The sequence below is a fragment of the Streptomyces sp. PA03-5A genome, assembly GCF_033792725.1.
Taxonomy (GTDB): domain Bacteria; phylum Actinomycetota; class Actinomycetes; order Streptomycetales; family Streptomycetaceae; genus Actinacidiphila.
This window is the reverse complement of record NZ_JARAVL010000001.1, coordinates 186,193-201,194: the sequence shown is the minus strand read 5'-3', so window position 1 is coordinate 201,194 and position 15,002 is coordinate 186,193. Positions and strand designations below refer to the sequence as shown.

At 72.7% G+C, this 15,002-nt stretch carries 14 protein-coding genes; 13 read left to right on the top strand and 1 reads right to left on the bottom strand.

Annotated features, from left to right (window positions below; translation table 11 throughout):
• Positions 1–9 precede the first annotated feature (9 nt).
• From PV410_RS00935 to PV410_RS00915, 5 genes are all read left to right on the top strand, one after another.
• The gene (locus PV410_RS00935) at positions 10–495 is read left to right on the top strand and encodes a peroxiredoxin (protein WP_500321645.1); all 486 of its coding nucleotides are present in this window, start codon (positions 10–12) and stop codon (positions 493–495) included.
• A 246-nt stretch (positions 496–741) separates the two neighbouring features.
• A complete protein-coding gene (tdh, locus tag PV410_RS00930; protein ID WP_500321644.1) occupies positions 742–1,770 on the top strand; it encodes an L-threonine 3-dehydrogenase in 1,029 nt (342 codons plus the stop codon).
• Positions 1,771–1,832: 62 nt separating this feature from the next.
• Positions 1,833–3,026 (top strand): glycine C-acetyltransferase, encoded by a 1,194-nt coding sequence (locus PV410_RS00925; RefSeq protein ID WP_500321643.1) that lies wholly within the window; start codon positions 1,833–1,835, stop codon positions 3,024–3,026.
• Positions 3,027–3,030: 4 nt separating this feature from the next.
• Positions 3,031–3,969 (top strand): LysR family transcriptional regulator, encoded by a 939-nt coding sequence (locus PV410_RS00920; RefSeq protein ID WP_500321642.1) that lies wholly within the window; start codon positions 3,031–3,033, stop codon positions 3,967–3,969.
• A gap of 432 nt (positions 3,970–4,401) precedes the next feature.
• Complete coding sequence (locus PV410_RS00915; RefSeq protein WP_500321641.1) at positions 4,402–4,827, top strand: guanyl-specific ribonuclease; 426 nt, start codon at positions 4,402–4,404, stop codon at positions 4,825–4,827.
• A gap of 77 nt (positions 4,828–4,904) precedes the next feature.
• Here PV410_RS00915 and PV410_RS00910 read toward each other — a convergent pair whose 3' ends face one another.
• The gene (locus tag PV410_RS00910) at positions 4,905–5,726 is read right to left on the bottom strand and encodes an HAD family hydrolase (RefSeq protein WP_500321640.1); all 822 of its coding nucleotides are present in this window, start codon (positions 5,724–5,726) and stop codon (positions 4,905–4,907) included.
• 452 nt (positions 5,727–6,178) lie between these two features.
• Between PV410_RS00910 and PV410_RS00905 the strand changes: the two genes are divergently transcribed.
• The 8 genes from PV410_RS00905 (at position 6,179) to PV410_RS00870 (ending at position 14,976) form a co-directional block, all read left to right on the top strand.
• Positions 6,179–7,471, top strand: coding sequence for an ABC transporter substrate-binding protein (locus PV410_RS00905; RefSeq protein ID WP_500321639.1), 1,293 nt, complete (start codon positions 6,179–6,181; stop codon positions 7,469–7,471).
• A gap of 2 nt (positions 7,472–7,473) precedes the next feature.
• Entirely contained in the window at positions 7,474–8,370 is an 897-nt protein-coding gene (locus PV410_RS00900) for a carbohydrate ABC transporter permease (protein ID WP_500321989.1), read from the top strand.
• Positions 8,370–9,293, top strand: a complete 924-nt coding sequence (locus PV410_RS00895) for a carbohydrate ABC transporter permease (RefSeq protein WP_500321638.1) — start codon at positions 8,370–8,372, stop codon at positions 9,291–9,293. The genes PV410_RS00900 and PV410_RS00895 overlap by 1 nt, the downstream gene beginning before the upstream one ends.
• On the top strand, positions 9,290–11,401 hold the full coding sequence (locus PV410_RS00890; RefSeq protein WP_500321637.1) for an alpha-galactosidase: 2,112 nt from the start codon (positions 9,290–9,292) through the stop codon (positions 11,399–11,401). Before PV410_RS00895 ends, PV410_RS00890 begins: the two co-directional genes overlap by 4 nt.
• Positions 11,402–11,453: 52 nt before the next feature.
• A complete protein-coding gene (locus tag PV410_RS00885) occupies positions 11,454–12,212 on the top strand; it encodes an SDR family NAD(P)-dependent oxidoreductase (protein WP_500321988.1) in 759 nt (252 codons plus the stop codon).
• Positions 12,213–12,281: 69 nt separating this feature from the next.
• Positions 12,282–13,043 carry a FadR/GntR family transcriptional regulator gene (locus PV410_RS00880; protein WP_500321636.1) on the top strand — a complete coding sequence of 254 codons (762 nt, stop codon included), beginning with the start codon at positions 12,282–12,284 and terminating at the stop codon, positions 13,041–13,043.
• The gene (dgoD, locus tag PV410_RS00875) at positions 13,040–14,185 is read left to right on the top strand and encodes a galactonate dehydratase (protein ID WP_500321635.1); all 1,146 of its coding nucleotides are present in this window, start codon (positions 13,040–13,042) and stop codon (positions 14,183–14,185) included. The genes PV410_RS00880 and dgoD overlap by 4 nt, the downstream gene beginning before the upstream one ends.
• Positions 14,179–14,976 (top strand): hypothetical protein, encoded by a 798-nt coding sequence (locus tag PV410_RS00870; RefSeq protein WP_500321634.1) that lies wholly within the window; start codon positions 14,179–14,181, stop codon positions 14,974–14,976. The genes dgoD and PV410_RS00870 overlap by 7 nt, the downstream gene beginning before the upstream one ends.
• Positions 14,977–15,002: the final 26 nt, after the last annotated feature.

Below are 15,002 nucleotides of genomic sequence, written 5' to 3'. Positions count from 1 at the left end.
GACCCCGCCATGCCCGTGCCCGAGACCGGCGCCCCCGCCCCCGACTTCACCCTCCCGGGAGTCCTGCTCACCGGATCGGGCGACGCCGAGCGCGGCGAGTACTCCCTGTCCGCGCACCGCGGCGCCCCCGTCGTGCTCGCCTTCTACCCTGGGGACGACTCGGCGGTGTGCACCAAGCAGCTCTGCTCCTACACCTCCGACCTGGACCGCTTCCGCGACCTCGGGGCGACGGTGTGGGGCGTCAACTTCAGCGACCTCGACAGCCACGAGCACTTCGCCCGCAAGCGCGACCTGCGCTTCCCGCTGCTCGCCGACACCGAGCGCACGGTGGCGAAGGCCTACGGCATCACCATGCCCGGCCTCGGCCTGAAGCGCTCGGTCTTCATCGTGGACGCGGAGGGCATCGTGCGCTGGAAGCACGTCGCTCGCATCGGGCTGACCTTCCAGGACACCGACACCATCACCGCGCAGCTGGCCGCGCTCGCCCCGCGCTGAGCCGCGGCGACGCCGGGCCGGAGCGGCCCGCGCCACCCTTCCGGCCGAGCGTGAAGCTGCGCTGTTGCCGAGCTTAAGAAAAGATCGATGGACTGAACGCTCGAAGCCGGGCAGATTGCTGTGTGCCCGGCGCATCGCGCGAGCCGGCGCCGACGGGCGCCACCGCTCCGCCCGGGCTCCCTCGTGCCCGGTCCGCGTCCCCCCGCGCGGGCCGGGCCACATCGTCTGCCGGCAGGAGTCGCAAGAGTGAAGGCACTGGTGAAGGAGAAGGCCGAGCCCGGCCTGTGGCTGCGGGACGTCCCGGAGCCGGAGATCGGTCCCGGGGACGTCCTCATCAAGGTGCTGCGGACCGGCATCTGCGGCACCGACCTGCACATCCGTGCCTGGGACGGCTGGGCCCAGCAGGCCGTGGGCACCCCCCTGGTGCTCGGCCACGAGTTCGTCGGCGAGGTCGCCGCCGTGGGCTCGGACGTCGACGAGATCAAGCCCGGTGACCGCGTCAGCGGCGAGGGCCACCTCGTCTGCGGCAAGTGCCGCAACTGCCTGGCCGGCCGCCGCCACCTGTGCCGCAACACGATCGGCCTCGGAGTCGGCCGTGACGGCGCCTTCGCCGAGTACGTCGCGCTGCCAGCCTCCAACGTGTGGGTGCACCGGGTGCCCGTCGACCTCGACATCGCCGCGATCTTCGACCCCTTCGGCAACGCCGTCCACACCGCGCTGTCCTTCCCCCTGGTCGGCGAGGACGTGCTGATCACCGGTGCCGGCCCGATCGGCATCATGGCCGCCGCCGTCGCCAAGCACGCCGGCGCGCGCAACGTGGTCATCACCGACGTCAGCGAGTACCGCCTGGAGCTCGCCCGCAAGGTCGGCGTCAGCCTCGCCCTCAACGTCGCCGAGACCACCATCGCCGACGGCCAGCGCGAGCTCGGCCTGCGCGAGGGCTTCGACGTCGGCCTGGAGATGTCCGGTCGCCCCGAGGCCATGCGCGACATGATCGCCAACATGACGAACGGCGGCCGCATCGCGATGCTCGGCCTGCCCGCGGAGGACTTCTCCGTGGACTTCGCCAAGATCGTCACGTCGATGCTCACCATCAAGGGCATCTACGGCCGCGAGATGTTCGAGACCTGGTACGCCATGTCCGTGCTGCTGGAGGGCGGTCTCGACATCGCCCCCGTGGTCACCGGCCGCTACTCCTACCGCGACTTCGACGCCGCCTTCGACGACGCCGCGAGCGGCCGCTGCGGCAAGGTCGTCCTCGACTGGACCGCCTGACCCCTCCCGGCCCCCGAGGCACGGCCCACCGCACCACCCGCAGCTTCCCAGGGAGAACCCCGATGTTCGACTCCGTCCGCGACGACCTGCGCGGCACCCTCGACGAGATCCGCGAGGCCGGGCTCTTCAAGCCCGAGCGCGTGATCGGCACCCCGCAGAGCGCCTCCGTCTCCGTCACCGCCGGCGGCGTCCCCGGCGACGTCCTCAACTTCTGCGCCAACAACTATCTCGGCCTCGCCGACCACCCCGAGGTCACCGCCGCCGCCAAGGAGGCCCTGGACCGTTGGGGCTACGGCATGGCGTCCGTCCGCTTCATCTGCGGCACCCAGGAGGTCCACAAGGAGCTCGAGGCCCGGCTGTCCGCCTTCCTCGGCACCGAGGACACGGTCCTCTACAGCTCCTGCTTCGACGCCAACGGCGGCGTCTTCGAGACCCTCCTCGACGAGAACGACGCCGTCATCTCCGACGCGCTCAACCACGCCAGCATCATCGACGGCATCCGGCTGTCCAAGGCCCGCCGCCTGCGCTACGCCAACCGCGACATGGCCGAGCTGGAGGCCCGCCTCAAGGAGGCGTCCGACGCCCGCCGCCGCCTCATCGTCACCGACGGCGTCTTCTCGATGGACGGCTACATCGCGCCGCTGGACGAGATCTGCGACCTCGCCGACCGCTACGACGCGATGGTCATGGTCGACGACTCCCACGCCGTCGGCTTCACCGGCCCCGGCGGCCGCGGCACCCACGCCCTGCACGGGGTGATGGACCGGGTCGACATCATCACCGGCACCCTCGGCAAGGCCCTCGGCGGCGCCTCCGGCGGCTACGTCGCGGCCCGCGCGGAGATCGTCGCGCTGCTGCGCCAGCGCTCGCGCCCGTACCTGTTCTCCAACTCCCTCGCGCCGGTCATCGCCGCGGCCTCCCTCAAGGTCCTGGACCTGATCGAGGACTCCGAGGACCTGCGCACCCGCCTCGCGGAGAACACCGCCCTCTTCCGCTCCCGGATGACCGAGGCCGGCTTCGAGATCCTGCCCGGCGAGCACCCCATCGCCCCGGTCATGATCGGCGACGCCTCGGAGGCGGGCCGCATGGCGGAGCTGCTGCTGGAGCGCGGCGTCTACGTCATCGGCTTCTCGTACCCCGTCGTGCCGCACGGCAAGGCCCGCATCCGGGTCCAGCTGTCGGCCGCCCACTCCACCGCGGACGTCGACAAGGCGGTGGACGCATTCATCGCCGCGCGCGCGGCCCTGGCAGGATGAATGGGTGATTGACGCACGACGGCTGCGGACCCTGCGGGCCGTGGCGGACCACCGTACGGTGACCGCCGCGGCCGCCGCGCTGTACCTGACCCCCTCCGCGGTCTCCCAGCAGCTCGCCGCCCTGGAGAACGAGACCGGCCACCGGCTGCTGGAACGCGGCGGCCGCGGCGTCCAGCTCACCCCCGTCGGCGAGATCCTGCTCGCCCACGCCAACACGGTCCTCGCCCAGCTCGAACGCGCCGAGGCCGAGCTGGCCGCCTACACCTCCGGCGCCGCCGGCCAGGTGACCGTGGCCTCCTTCGCGACCGGCATCGCGCTCGTGCTCGCCCCGGCCATCGCCGCGCTCGGCGGCACCGCCCCGGGCATCCACATCCGCGTCCGGGACGCCGAGGGCGACGAGTCGCTGCCCATGGTGCTCGACGGCCGCGCCGACATCGCCGTCGCCGTCGAGTACCGCGGCGCCCCCCGAGCCGACGACCAGCGGCTCTCCCGCGTCCCCCTGTACGCAGAGCCCTTCGACGCGGTCCTCCCGGCCGGCCACCCCCTCGCCGACGCCGGGACCGGCACCGTGCGCGTCGCGGGACTCGCCGACGAGACCTGGATCGGCCCCTACCCGGGCAACCCCTGCCACGACGTGGTCGTCCTCGCCTGCGAGTACGCCGGTTTCCAGCCCCGCCTGGAGCACTCCTCCGACGACTTCCGCGCCGTGGTCGCCCTCGCCGCCGCGGGCGCGGGCGTGGCCCTCGTCCCGCGCAGCGCCCTGCGCGACATGGACCTGTCCGGCGTCGCCGTCCGCGCCGTCGACGACGTCGTCGCCACCCGCCGCGTCTTCGCCGCCGTCCGCCGCGGCGCCGAGGACCACCCCCTGCTCCGCCCGGTCCTCGACGCCCTGCGCGACGCGGCCGAGGGCGCGGGCGACGCCGACGGCGCCGCGGGGTCCTGATTCACCGCATTCCCTGGGGAGCCGGTCCCCGAATTCGGCCCTTTGCGGGAAAGTGCTCCGCCATCGCGTGTTCGGCCTCCTCCGTCAACTCCGGGGCCCGCCCCGTGGGGGAGTTGGGGCGCGGCCGCGGCGCAGGTCAGCGCCTCACCCGACCCTCTCGCGGAGTCACCCCCGAGGCCGATCGCAAGGGGACGGCGGAGGAAATTCCCCTCCGGCCGAGAAGTTCGAGCGACGGATGCGCCGGTGCCCATTCGTCCGCAGGCTGCCACCGGCTTTCCGGATTCGGCCTCGGACATTGCCCGCGGCTCCCACGTCCACGGTCGCGTCGGGGCGCGGCGCCGTCCGGTGGGGTGACCGGAAGGTGTGAACTCCCGGGGAACATCCCGTGATTGTCGTTTACATGACAGGCTCTACGCGCGTCATCCTGGAGCCATGAGAATCCCCCCACGGATCCTTCGCCTCGGCGCCCTGGGCGCCCTCGCCTCGGCCCTTCTCGTCGGCGGCCCGGCCGTCGCGACCGCCGTACCGGCGCCCGCCGGCGCCGCGGCCGCGGCTGTCGTCCGGGCCGCGTCGGTCGGTGACATCTGCTACTCCGACCTGCCGTCCCAGGCCTACACCACGCTCCGGCTGATCGACCAGGGCGGCCCGTTCCCGTACCCCCAGGACGGGACGGTCTTCCAGAACCGCGAGGGTGTGCTGCCCGCCCACGCGAACGGCTACTACCACGAGTACACGGTCAAGACGCCCGGCTCCTCGACCCGGGGCGCCCGGCGGATCATCACCGGCCAGGGAGCCGACGAGGACTACTACACCGGCGACCACTACGTGACCTTCGACCTGATCGACCACGGCTGCTGACGCGACCCGTCCACCGTCCTCGGGGCGGCGCCCGGTCGGTCCCACCGGGCGCCGCCCTTCGGTGCGTCAGCGTCCCGTCAGCGTTCCCGTGCGCGTGTCCCGTAGAGCCGCTCCAGGACGCGGGCCACGCCGTCGTCCTCGTTGGAGGCCGTGCGGTGGGCGACCGAGGCGAGCACGGCCGGGTGCGCGTTGGCGACGGCGCAGCACGTGCCCGCCCAGCTCAGGACCGGCAGGTCGTTGGGCATGTCGCCGAAGGCGATGACCTCCTCGGCGGCGATGCCGCGGGAGGCGCACAGGGCCGCGAGGGCGGCCGCCTTGGTGACGCCCCGGGTGCTGACCTCCAGCAGCCCGTGGCCGCCGGAGTGGGTGAACTGGGCCCGGCCGCCCGCCGCGTGCTCGGCCACGGCGAGCAGGGCGTCCGCGTCGAGCGCGGGCGACCAGACGAGCAGCTTCACGACCGGGCCCGGGCTCGCCCACAGTTGCGCGAGCGAGGGCACGGGGACCTCGGCGCCGGAGTCCTCGGGCAGGTGGTGCCCGTACCCCGGGGCCCAGTGCAGCCGGTGGCCCGTCTCGAGGGCGAAGCCGACGCCGGGCGCCGCGTCCCGCAGGGCGGCGGCCACCCGACGTGCGACGGGGACGGGGAGCGGGGTGGACCTCGTGACCGTGCGGCTGCCGATGTCGTACACGATCGCGCCGTTGGCGCACACCGCGGTCCCGGTGAGGCCGGTGGCGGCGGCGAGCGCGTCGAGGTAGCGGGGCGGCCGGGCGGTCACGAGGACGACCTCCGCGCCCGCGCCGGCCGTGGCGCGCAGGGCGTCCAGCGTGCGGGCGGAAAGCGTGCCGTCGTTCCGCAGGAGCGTGCCGTCGAGATCGGTGGCGACCAGGCGGGGGTGGGGCATCGCCGCATCCTACGGAAGCCGGTGCCGCGACGCCGTCCAGGTCACCGGAAGATCGCGTTTTTAAGTTAATTAGCAATTAATATTGACAGGCTTCGGGGGCCCGGCCACAGTTTCCGCCGTGGCACCGGCGCCCGGCACGTCGCCCTCCGTGGGGTGGACGGCCGCGTCCGTCAGGCCGCGCTCCGAGCCCTGTGCGCGACCCGTCCGCTGCGTCTGGCAGCGCATCGCTCCACCCCGTTCCATCCCGCTCCACCTGCGTCAACCGATGCCATCCGGCGCCAACAGGGGTGCCCCCGGGCCTTGTTCGGCCGAGGGCACATCCCTCTCGAAAATAAATTACTAATTAATCTTGACGGGACGCTGACCCCTGCGACAGGCTGTGCCTGCCGCACCCAGAGCCGGGCCGTCAGGGGGCCTCAGCTCCGTTCCGTGGGCACTAAGGGAGTTCACAGATGACCGCCTTCAACGCCAGCCGCCGCCGGTTCCTCGCCGTGTCCGGCGCCGTCGGCGCCGGCGCGCTGCTCAGCAGCTGCGTCACCCAGAGCCCGTCCGCCTCCGGAGGAAAGTCCGGCGGCCCGGTGACCCTGCAGTCCAACCTCTCCTCCCCGCAGGCGAAGACCTCGATGCAGCAGCTCGTGGCCGCCTTCAACAAGCGCGGCGGCGCCGAGGCGGAGCTCAACACCGTCGCGTCGGAGACCTTCCGCACGCAGCTGCCGACGTACCTCACCTCGGCCACCCCGCCGGACATCTACACCTGGTACCCGGGCTCCGTCGCCGAGTCGTACGCCAAGAAGGACCTGCTCCTCGACCTGGACGACATCTGGGGCAAGCCCGAGCTGTCCGGCTACACCGACGCCCTGAAGAAGCTGTGCACCTCGGCCTCCAGCGGCAAGAAGGTCTTCGTGCCCACCAGCTACTACTGGTGGGGCATGTTCTACCGGAAGTCCAACTTCGCCAAGTGGGGCGTCCAGGAGCCGAAGAACTGGGACGAGTTCCTCGACCTGTGCGACAAACTCAAGAGCAAGGGCGTCGCCCCGATCGGCCTCGGCGCCGGCGGCGACACCCCGTGGGTCGCCTCGGCCTGGTTCGACTACCTCAACATCCGCGTCAACGGTGCCACGTACCACCGCGAACTGCTTGCGGGCCAGCACCGCTTCGACGACCCCGAGGTCCGCAAGGTCTTCGACACGTGGGACCAGGCCCGGCCGTTCTTCGACCCCAACGGCACGGCGATACCGTTCCAGGACGCCACCACCGCCCTCCTCCAGGGCCGTACCGGCATGATGCTCATCGGCACCTTCTTCGCCGACGCCGCGCCGAAGGACGCCCTGGGCGACATCGACTTCTTCCAGTTCCCCATCATCGACCCCAAGGTGCCGGTCGCCGAGGAGGCGCCCACCGACGGCTACTTCGCCAGCGCCCGCAGCAAGCACACCGACGGTGTCAAGGAGCTGCTGAGCTACCTGGCGACCGCCGAGGCGCAGGAGCTCTACCTCAAGAACTCCTCCGGCACCGCGCTGCCCACCCACCCGGACGCCAAGGACGCCGGCACCCCGCTGGTGGTCAAGGGCCGCAAGCTCATCGAGAGCGCCGCCGACGTGACGCAGTTCTTCAACCGGGACTCCAGCGACGCGCTCCAGCCGACCGCCGACACGGCGCTGGTGCACTACCTGGCCAAGCCCAAGGAGATCGGCTCCATCCTCACCACGTGGCAGCGCAGCGCACAGAAGATCTGGAGCCAGTGACGATGGCGCTGATCGGCTCCACACGACGGTCCAGGGCCACTCGGGTGCCCCCGGTGGTCCTGGCCTTCGTCCTCATCCCGCTGCTCGCCGAGGCCTTCTGGGTCTTCTGGCCGGCCCTCCAGGGCTTCTACCTCTCCCTGACGTCGTGGGACGGTCTGGGAGCCCCGAAGTTCGTGGGCCTCGGCAACTTCAGCGAGATGCTGCACGACGAGGTCTTCCGCACCGCCGCGATCAACACGGTGCTGTGGCTTCTGCTCTTCGGCGGGCTGTCGGCCGCCCTGGGCCTCGGTGCCGCGCTGCTGCTCCAGCAGGAGCGGCGCGGCATCGGGTTCTACCGGGCGGCGCTCTTCCTGCCGGTGGTCTTCTCGCTGGTCGCCACCGCCCTGGTGTGGCAGGCCATGTACCAGCCGGACGGCCTGATCAACAACGTGCTGGACGGCGTCGGCCTCGGCAGCTTGAAGCACGCCTGGCTGGCCGACCAGGACACCGCCTTCTACGCGGTCATCGTGCCCGCGCTGTGGCGCCAGGTCGGCTACGTGATGGTGCTGTACCTGGCCGGCCTCAAGGGCATCGACCCCGCCCTCTACGAGGCCGGCAAGGTCGACGGCGCCACCCGCTGGCAGCAGTTCCGGCACATCACGCTGCCGCAGCTGCGCAGCGTCAACGCGGTCGTCCTGTCGGTGATCGTCATCGACTCGCTGCGCTCGTTCGACGTGGTGTGGGCGCTCACCCGCGGCGGCCCGTACCACTCCTCCGAACTGCTGAGCACCTACATGTACTCCACCGCGTTCCAGTCCCTGCGCCTGGGATACGGCTCCGCGCTCGCCGTCGTCATCTTCGTGCTGGCGTTCGGCGTCATCGTGGGATACCTCGTGCGCGCCTTCCGGGAGGCCGACTGATGACCGCCACCCAAGCCTCCGCGCGCGTCGAGGACCCGGCCGGCCGCGACGGCGGGACCGCCAAGGTCCCGGCCGCGGCGCCCCGCAGGCCCGCGCTGCGCGGCCGCGCCCTGCGCACCACCGGCTTCCACCTCACCGCGGGTCTGCTGTCCGCGCTGTGGCTGCTGCCGATCGCCCTCGTCCTGGTCACCAGCACCCGGACCTTCGACGACATCGCCGCGCACGGCGTCGGAAGCTGGCCGCACTCCTTCACCTTCGACAGCTTCCGTCAGGCGTGGGTGGACGGCGGCCAGCAGCGCGCGCTCATCAACAGCATGCTGGTCACCATCCCCACCGTGGCGCTCTCGCTCGGCCTCGCCTCCATGGCGGCCTTCGCGCTCAGCCGCTACGACCTGCCCTTCCGGCGCGTCCTGCTGCTGCTCATGCTCGGCGGCAATCTGCTGCCCCCGCAGATCCTGCTGATCCCCGTGTCCAAGCTGAGCGAAGTGCTCGGCATCTACGACCAGCTGTACGCCCTGATCGGGGTGCAGGTCGGCTTCGGTGTCGGCTTCTACGTCTTCGTGCTGCACGGCTTCATGCGGTCGATCCCCGGCGAGATCCAGCAGGCCGCCGTCATCGACGGCGCGGGCCCCTGGCAGATCTACTGGCGGATCATCCTGCCGCTGGCCCGGCCGGCGCTGGCCGCACTGACCGCCCTGTCGTTCACCTGGATCTTCAACGACCTGCTGTGGGCCATCACGGTGCTGCGCACCGACAGCCAGATGCCCATCACCGCGTCCCTCATCGGCCTGCAGGGCCAGTACGTCTCCATGTGGAACGTCATCGCGGCCGGTTCGGTGATCGCCGCCGCCCCGACGGTGGCCGTCTTCCTCCGCTTCCAGCGCCACTTCGTGGCGGGACTCAACCTCGGAGCCGTCAAGTGACCACGCACGACCGGTGGCTGCTGCGCACCGACGCCACCACCTACGCCGTCACCCTGGGCGGCGACCGCCGCTGGGCCGAACTCGCCGCCTGGGGGCCGCATGGCGCCGAGGACGGCCCGTCGCCCATGGAGTGGTCGCGCCGCACCCACTTCATCACCCCCGCCGACGCCGCCCCGGCCGAGTACATCCCGTACGGGCTGCGGCCGTTCACCGGCGCCGACCTGGTCGCCTCCCGCCCCGGCGGCGACCGCGGGAGCTGGTGGCGGTTCGACGGCGCCACCCAGGACGGCGACCGGGCCCTGCGCCTGGACTTCGCCGACGACCTCCTCGGGCTGCGCACCACGCTGTGCTACGAGACGGTGCCCGGCACCGACGTCGTCCTGCGCTGGACGGAGCTGACCTGCACCGGCGAGGACGAGGTGCGGCTGGAGCGCTTCGACTCCGCCGCCGTCAACGTGCCCGTCCAGGGCGGCGCACGGCTGACCTACCTGGCCGGCCAGTGGTCCCAGGAGTTCCAGCTCAAGGAGGTGGCACTGGAACGCGGGCGCTTCGAGATGGAGAGCACCCAGGGCTCCGCCGGGCACGCGTACCACCCGTGGCTCGCCGTCCAGGACGCCGCCGCCCCCGCCGAGGGCGCCACCCCCACCTACGGCATCGCCCTGGAGTGGTCCGGCAACTGGCGGATCACCGCCGACGCCGAGCCCGGCGGCGCGGTGCGCGTCCGGGCCGGCCGGGTGCCCCACGAGGGCGCGGTCCGCCTCGCCCCCGGCGCCGCCCTCGTCACGCCGCGGCTGGCCTGCGCGTTCAGCCCGGACGGGCTCGACGGCCTGGCCCGCGTCTGGCACCGCTACGAGCGGCACCTGACCGGCGAGCGCATCGAGCGGCCCCGCAAGGTCCTCTACAACTCGTGGGAGGCCACCGGCTTCGACGTCGACGCCGGGAACCAGCTGGAGCTCGCCAAGGTCGCCGCCGAACTCGGCGCCGAACTCTTCGTCGTCGACGACGGCTGGTTCACCGGGCGGCCGGACGACACCGGCGGCCTCGGCGACTGGGACCCGGACCCGGCCGAATTCCCCGGCGGGTTCGACCGGTTCGTCGAGGACGTGCGCGCCCTCGGCCTGGACTTCGGCCTGTGGGTCGAACCCGAGGGCATCAGCCCCCGCTCGAAGCTCTACGCCGAGCACCCCGAGTGGGTGTACCGGATCGACGGCCGGCCCGCGACGCTCGTGCGCAACCAGCTGCTGCTCGACCTCGGCCGCGAGGACGTCCAGGAATTCGTCATCGGCACCCTGGACCGGTTGCTCGGCTCCCACGCCATCAGCTATCTCAAGTGGGACATGAACCGTCCGCCCACCGAGCGCGGCCGCCCCGGCCACCTGGCGGGCGCCGACCCCGAGCGCCAGGACCTCGACGCCGCGCACGTCGCCGGCTACCTCCGCGTTCTGGACCACCTGCGCGCCGCGCACCCGCACGTCACCGTCGAGGGCTGCGCGGGCGGCGGCGGCCGCGTCGAGCACGCCACCATCGCCCGCACCGACGTGGTGTGGCCCAGCGACAACACCGCGCCCATGGACCGGCTGCGCATCCAGTACGGCTACCTCCACGCGCACGCCCCGCACACCATGAGCTCCTGGGTCACCGACGCCCCCGGCGTCTTCGACCCTCGGCCCCGCTCGCTGGCCTTCCGCTTCGTCAACTCCATGGCGGGCGTGCTCGGGATCGGTGCCGACATCCGCCACTGGACGCCGGAACAGCGGGCCGAGGCCGCGCGGTGGATCGCCCGCTACAAGGAGGTCCGCGACGTCGTCCACCACGGCGAGGTCCACCTGCTGGGCGGCCCCGCCGACCAGACGTGCGGGATCCAGTACGAGGAACCGGGCGGCGACCGCATGGTGGTGACGGCCTGGAACACCGGCCCCCTCGACGGGGCGCCGCTGGTGCCCGGCCGCGCCGCCCGGCTCCGCCTGCGCGGTCTGCGAGCGGACGCCGTCTACACCGACACCGCCACCGGCACCCGCTACAGCGGCGCCCATCTGACCCACTCCGGGCTGCCGTTCGCGTGGACGGCGGAGTACGACGCGGAACTCGTCGTCCTGGCCCGGCAGTGACGGCACGGCGAGAATCAGCACAGCAGCGATGAAACAGGAGACGACCAGCACCATGAACCCAGCGGCCCGCTTCACCAACCGCGTCGCCGTCGTCACCGGCGCCGCCTCGGGCATCGGCGCCGCCACCGCGGCGCGCCTGGCCGCCGAGGGAGCGGCCGTCGTGCTCGTCGACATCGCCGCCGACCGGGGCGAGGAGACCGCCGCGCGGCTGCGCAAGGACGGCGCGCGCGCCGTCTTCGTCGCCGCCGACGTCGCGAGCGAGGACGACTGGCGGCGGGTCACGGACGCCGCCCACGGCTTCGGGCCCGTGGGTGTCCTGGTCAGCAACGCGTACACGGTGCAGGTCGCCCCCGCGCACGAGACGAGCCTCGCCTCCTGGGAACGGCAGTTGTCGGTCAACCTCACCGGCGCCTTCCTGGGCTTCAAGGCGGCGCTGCCCGACCTGCGCGAGCAGCGCGGCGCCGTGGTGCTCACCTCCTCCGTCCACGCCCACCGGGGCATCCCCGGTCACCCGGCCTACGCGGCCAGCAAGGGCGCGCTGCTGTCGCTGTGCGGCCAGCTCGCCGTCGAGTACGGACCGGAGGTCCGCGTCAACGCGGTGATCCCCGGGCCGATCCTGACCGCCGCCTGGGACCGGGTGCCGCAGGCCGAACGCGAACAGAGCGTCGCCGAGACCGCGGCCGGCCGCTTCGGCACCCCCGAGGAGGTCGCCGCCGCCGTCGCCTTCCTCACCGCCGAAGAAGCCTCGTACATCACCGGATCGAGCCTGCTCGTCGACGGTGGCTGGAGCGTCGTCAAAGCCTCCGCCTGACGGGTACGCCCCGACGGAGACGGCCGAGACGACGGTCCAGCCCCACCGACCAGCAAGAAAGGCATACACATGACGCCATACGCGCGCCGCGGAGTGCACGGCCAGACCGTGGAGACCCTCGCCCGCCGAGTGCTCAGCGGCGAGATCCCCGAGGGAGCGACGCTCGACATGGCGGCCCTGCAGAGCGAGTTGGACGTCAGTCTGACGGCCCTGCGCGAATCGCTGAAGGTCCTCGCGGCCAAGGGCATGGTCGATGCCCGGCAGAAGCGCGGCACCTTCGTACGGCCCCGCTCGGACTGGAACCTGCTCGACGCCGATGTGCTGCGCTGGCAGTTCTCCGAGGGCAGCGACACCGGCGCCGACCTGGCGCTGCTGCGCAACCTCGGCGAGGTCCGCGGCATCATCGAACCCGCCGCCGTACGGCTGGCCGCGGCCCGCCGCACCGACGCGGATCTGGAGCTGCTGGAGACGGCACTGACGGCCATGGGCGAGGAGGGCGGCGCGAACCACGCCGTCGAGGCCGACCTCGCCTTCCACCGGGCGCTGCTCGCGGCCACCCACAACGAACTGCTGGAACGCATGGAGATGGTCATCGAGTCGGGCCTGGCCCAGCGCGACCAGCTCGTGCACAGCGCCCCGCACAGCGAGGACCCGGTGCCCAGTCACCGTGCCGTCCTCGACGCCGTGCGCGACCGGGACCCGGACGCCGCGGAACACGCCATGCGCGCCCTGCTCGACCAGGCGACGCGCGACCTCGACAAGGTCAGCGGCCCGCAGGCGCCCGAGGGCGCGGACGGCTCCACCGAACAGAAGGACGGCCAGGCACAGTGAAGATCGCGCGCGTCGAGACCTTCCTCGTCCCGCCCCGCTGGCTGTTCTGCCGCATCGAGACCGACGACGGCGTCGTCGGCTGGGGCGAGCCGGTGGTGGAGGGCCGGGCCGAGGTGGTGCGGGCCGCCGTGGAGGTGCTCGCCGAACACCTCGTGGGCCAGGACCCCCTGCGGATCCAGGACCACTGGCAGGTGCTCACCAAGGGCGGCTTCTACCGGGGCGGGCCCGTGCTCTCCAGCGCCGTGGCCGGCATCGACCAGGCCCTGTGGGACATCGCCGGCCAGGCCCTCGGGGTACCGGTGCACACCCTGCTCGGCGGCCCCGTCCGCGACTCGGTCCGGGTGTACGCCTGGGTCGGCGGCGACGAGCCGGACCGGCTCAAGGAGGAGGTCACCGCCCAGGTGGAGGCGGGGTTCACGGCCGTCAAGATGAACGCCGCCGGGCGCACCCCGCCGCTCGGCAGCCCCGCCGAGACGGCCGCCGTCGTGGAGCGCGTCGCCGCCGCCCGGGAGGCCCTCGGCCCGCACCGGGACGTCGCGGTGGACTTCCACGGACGGTTCAGCGCCGCCAACGCGCGGCGCGTGCTGCACGAGATAGCCCCGCTGCACCCGCTGTTCGTCGAGGAACCCGTCCTGCCCGAGCAGGCGCACCTGCTCCCGGGCCTGGTCGCGGCCTCGTCCGTGCCGCTCGCCACCGGTGAACGGCTCTACGGGCGGGCCGACTTCCTCCCGGTGCTGACGGCCGGCATCGCCGTGGCCCAGCCGGACCTGTCGCACGCCGGCGGGATATCGGAGGTCACCCGGATCGCCTCGCTCGCCGAGACGTTCGGCGCGCACCTGGCACCGCACTGCCCGCTCGGACCGATCGCGCTGGCCGCGAGCCTGCAGGTCGCCTTCGCCACCCCGAACTTCCTGATCCAGGAGCAGAGCCGGGGCATCCACTACAACAAGGACGCCGACCTGTTGTCCTACCTGGTCGACACCGAGCCCTTCCGGTTCGTCGACGGTCAGGCGCGCCGCACGGACCTGCCGGGACTCGGCGTCGCCGTGGACGAGGACGCGGTCCGCGCCGCGGACCGTTCCGGCCACGCCTGGCGCAACCCGGTGTGGCGGCACGCCGACGGCTCCTTCGCCGAATGGTGACCGGGAACCGGATCCCGGTCTCCGTGGTCAGCGACCTGGACCACGGCGGCCGGTGGACCTCGCTGACCGCCGGCGGCCGTGAATGGCTCTGGCACCGCGACGAGCCCCGCCGCCCCCGGGTCCGGCCCGGCGACCCCTTCGCCGACGCCGGCGGCCTGGAGGAGTGCGTACCCACCGTGCGCGGGCTGCCCGACCACGGGGACGCCTGGTCACGGCCCTGGCGCCGGGAGGCAGAGGCGGAGGTCGTGGACTGCCCCGACTTCCGGCTGACCCGGCGCCTGAGCACGGAGGCGGGAGCCGCCGTCGTCGACTACACGCTCACCGCCGAGCCCGGCTACCGCTTCGTGTGGGCCGCACACGCCCTGCTGGAACTCTCCCCGGGCGCGTGGCTCGGCATCGACACGGCAGCGGAGACCCGGCTCTACCCGGACGAGGGCGCGGGGTGGATCACCGGTCGGTGGCCGCACGTCGAGGGCATCCCCCTCGACCGGCTCGGCCCGGACGACGGGACCGCCGTCGGGGCCGTCGTCCTCACCCCGCGGGTGACCGTGCACGACGGCACCGACGCGCTGCACCTGGCGGTCGAGGCCGGCGGCCGGCCCGTCGCGGTCGCGCTGTGGCGCAACCTCGGCGGCTTCCCGCAGGACGCGCCGTACCGCTCGATCGGCGTCGAGCCGATGCTCGGCCGCGTCTTCGACCGCACCGGGGCGGACGACGACGACACGGTCGTCGTCCCGCCCTCCGGCGAGGTCGCCTGGCGGCTCACCGTCACCGCGACCCGCCGCCCCTGAACACCCATCACCAGAAGGGATGTCGG

Bases quoted from the DNA above. Each gene is read 5' to 3' on its own strand.
- PV410_RS00935 (WP_500321645.1), top strand. From the start codon at position 10: ATGCCCGTGCCCGAGACCGGCGCCCCCGCCCCCGACTTCACCCTCCCG.
- PV410_RS00925 (WP_500321643.1), top strand. From the start codon at position 1,833: ATGTTCGACTCCGTCCGCGACGACCTGCGCGGCACCCTCGACGAGATC.
- PV410_RS00915 (WP_500321641.1), top strand. From the start codon at position 4,402: ATGAGAATCCCCCCACGGATCCTTCGCCTCGGCGCCCTGGGCGCCCTC.
- PV410_RS00910 (WP_500321640.1), bottom strand. From the start codon at position 5,726: ATGCCCCACCCCCGCCTGGTCGCCACCGATCTCGACGGCACGCTCCTG.
- PV410_RS00905 (WP_500321639.1), top strand. From the start codon at position 6,179: ATGACCGCCTTCAACGCCAGCCGCCGCCGGTTCCTCGCCGTGTCCGGC.
- PV410_RS00900 (WP_500321989.1), top strand. From the start codon at position 7,474: ATGGCGCTGATCGGCTCCACACGACGGTCCAGGGCCACTCGGGTGCCC.
- PV410_RS00895 (WP_500321638.1), top strand. From the start codon at position 8,370: ATGACCGCCACCCAAGCCTCCGCGCGCGTCGAGGACCCGGCCGGCCGC.
- PV410_RS00885 (WP_500321988.1), top strand. From the start codon at position 11,454: ATGAACCCAGCGGCCCGCTTCACCAACCGCGTCGCCGTCGTCACCGGC.
- PV410_RS00880 (WP_500321636.1), top strand. From the start codon at position 12,282: ATGACGCCATACGCGCGCCGCGGAGTGCACGGCCAGACCGTGGAGACC.
- PV410_RS00870 (WP_500321634.1), top strand. From the start codon at position 14,179: ATGGTGACCGGGAACCGGATCCCGGTCTCCGTGGTCAGCGACCTGGAC.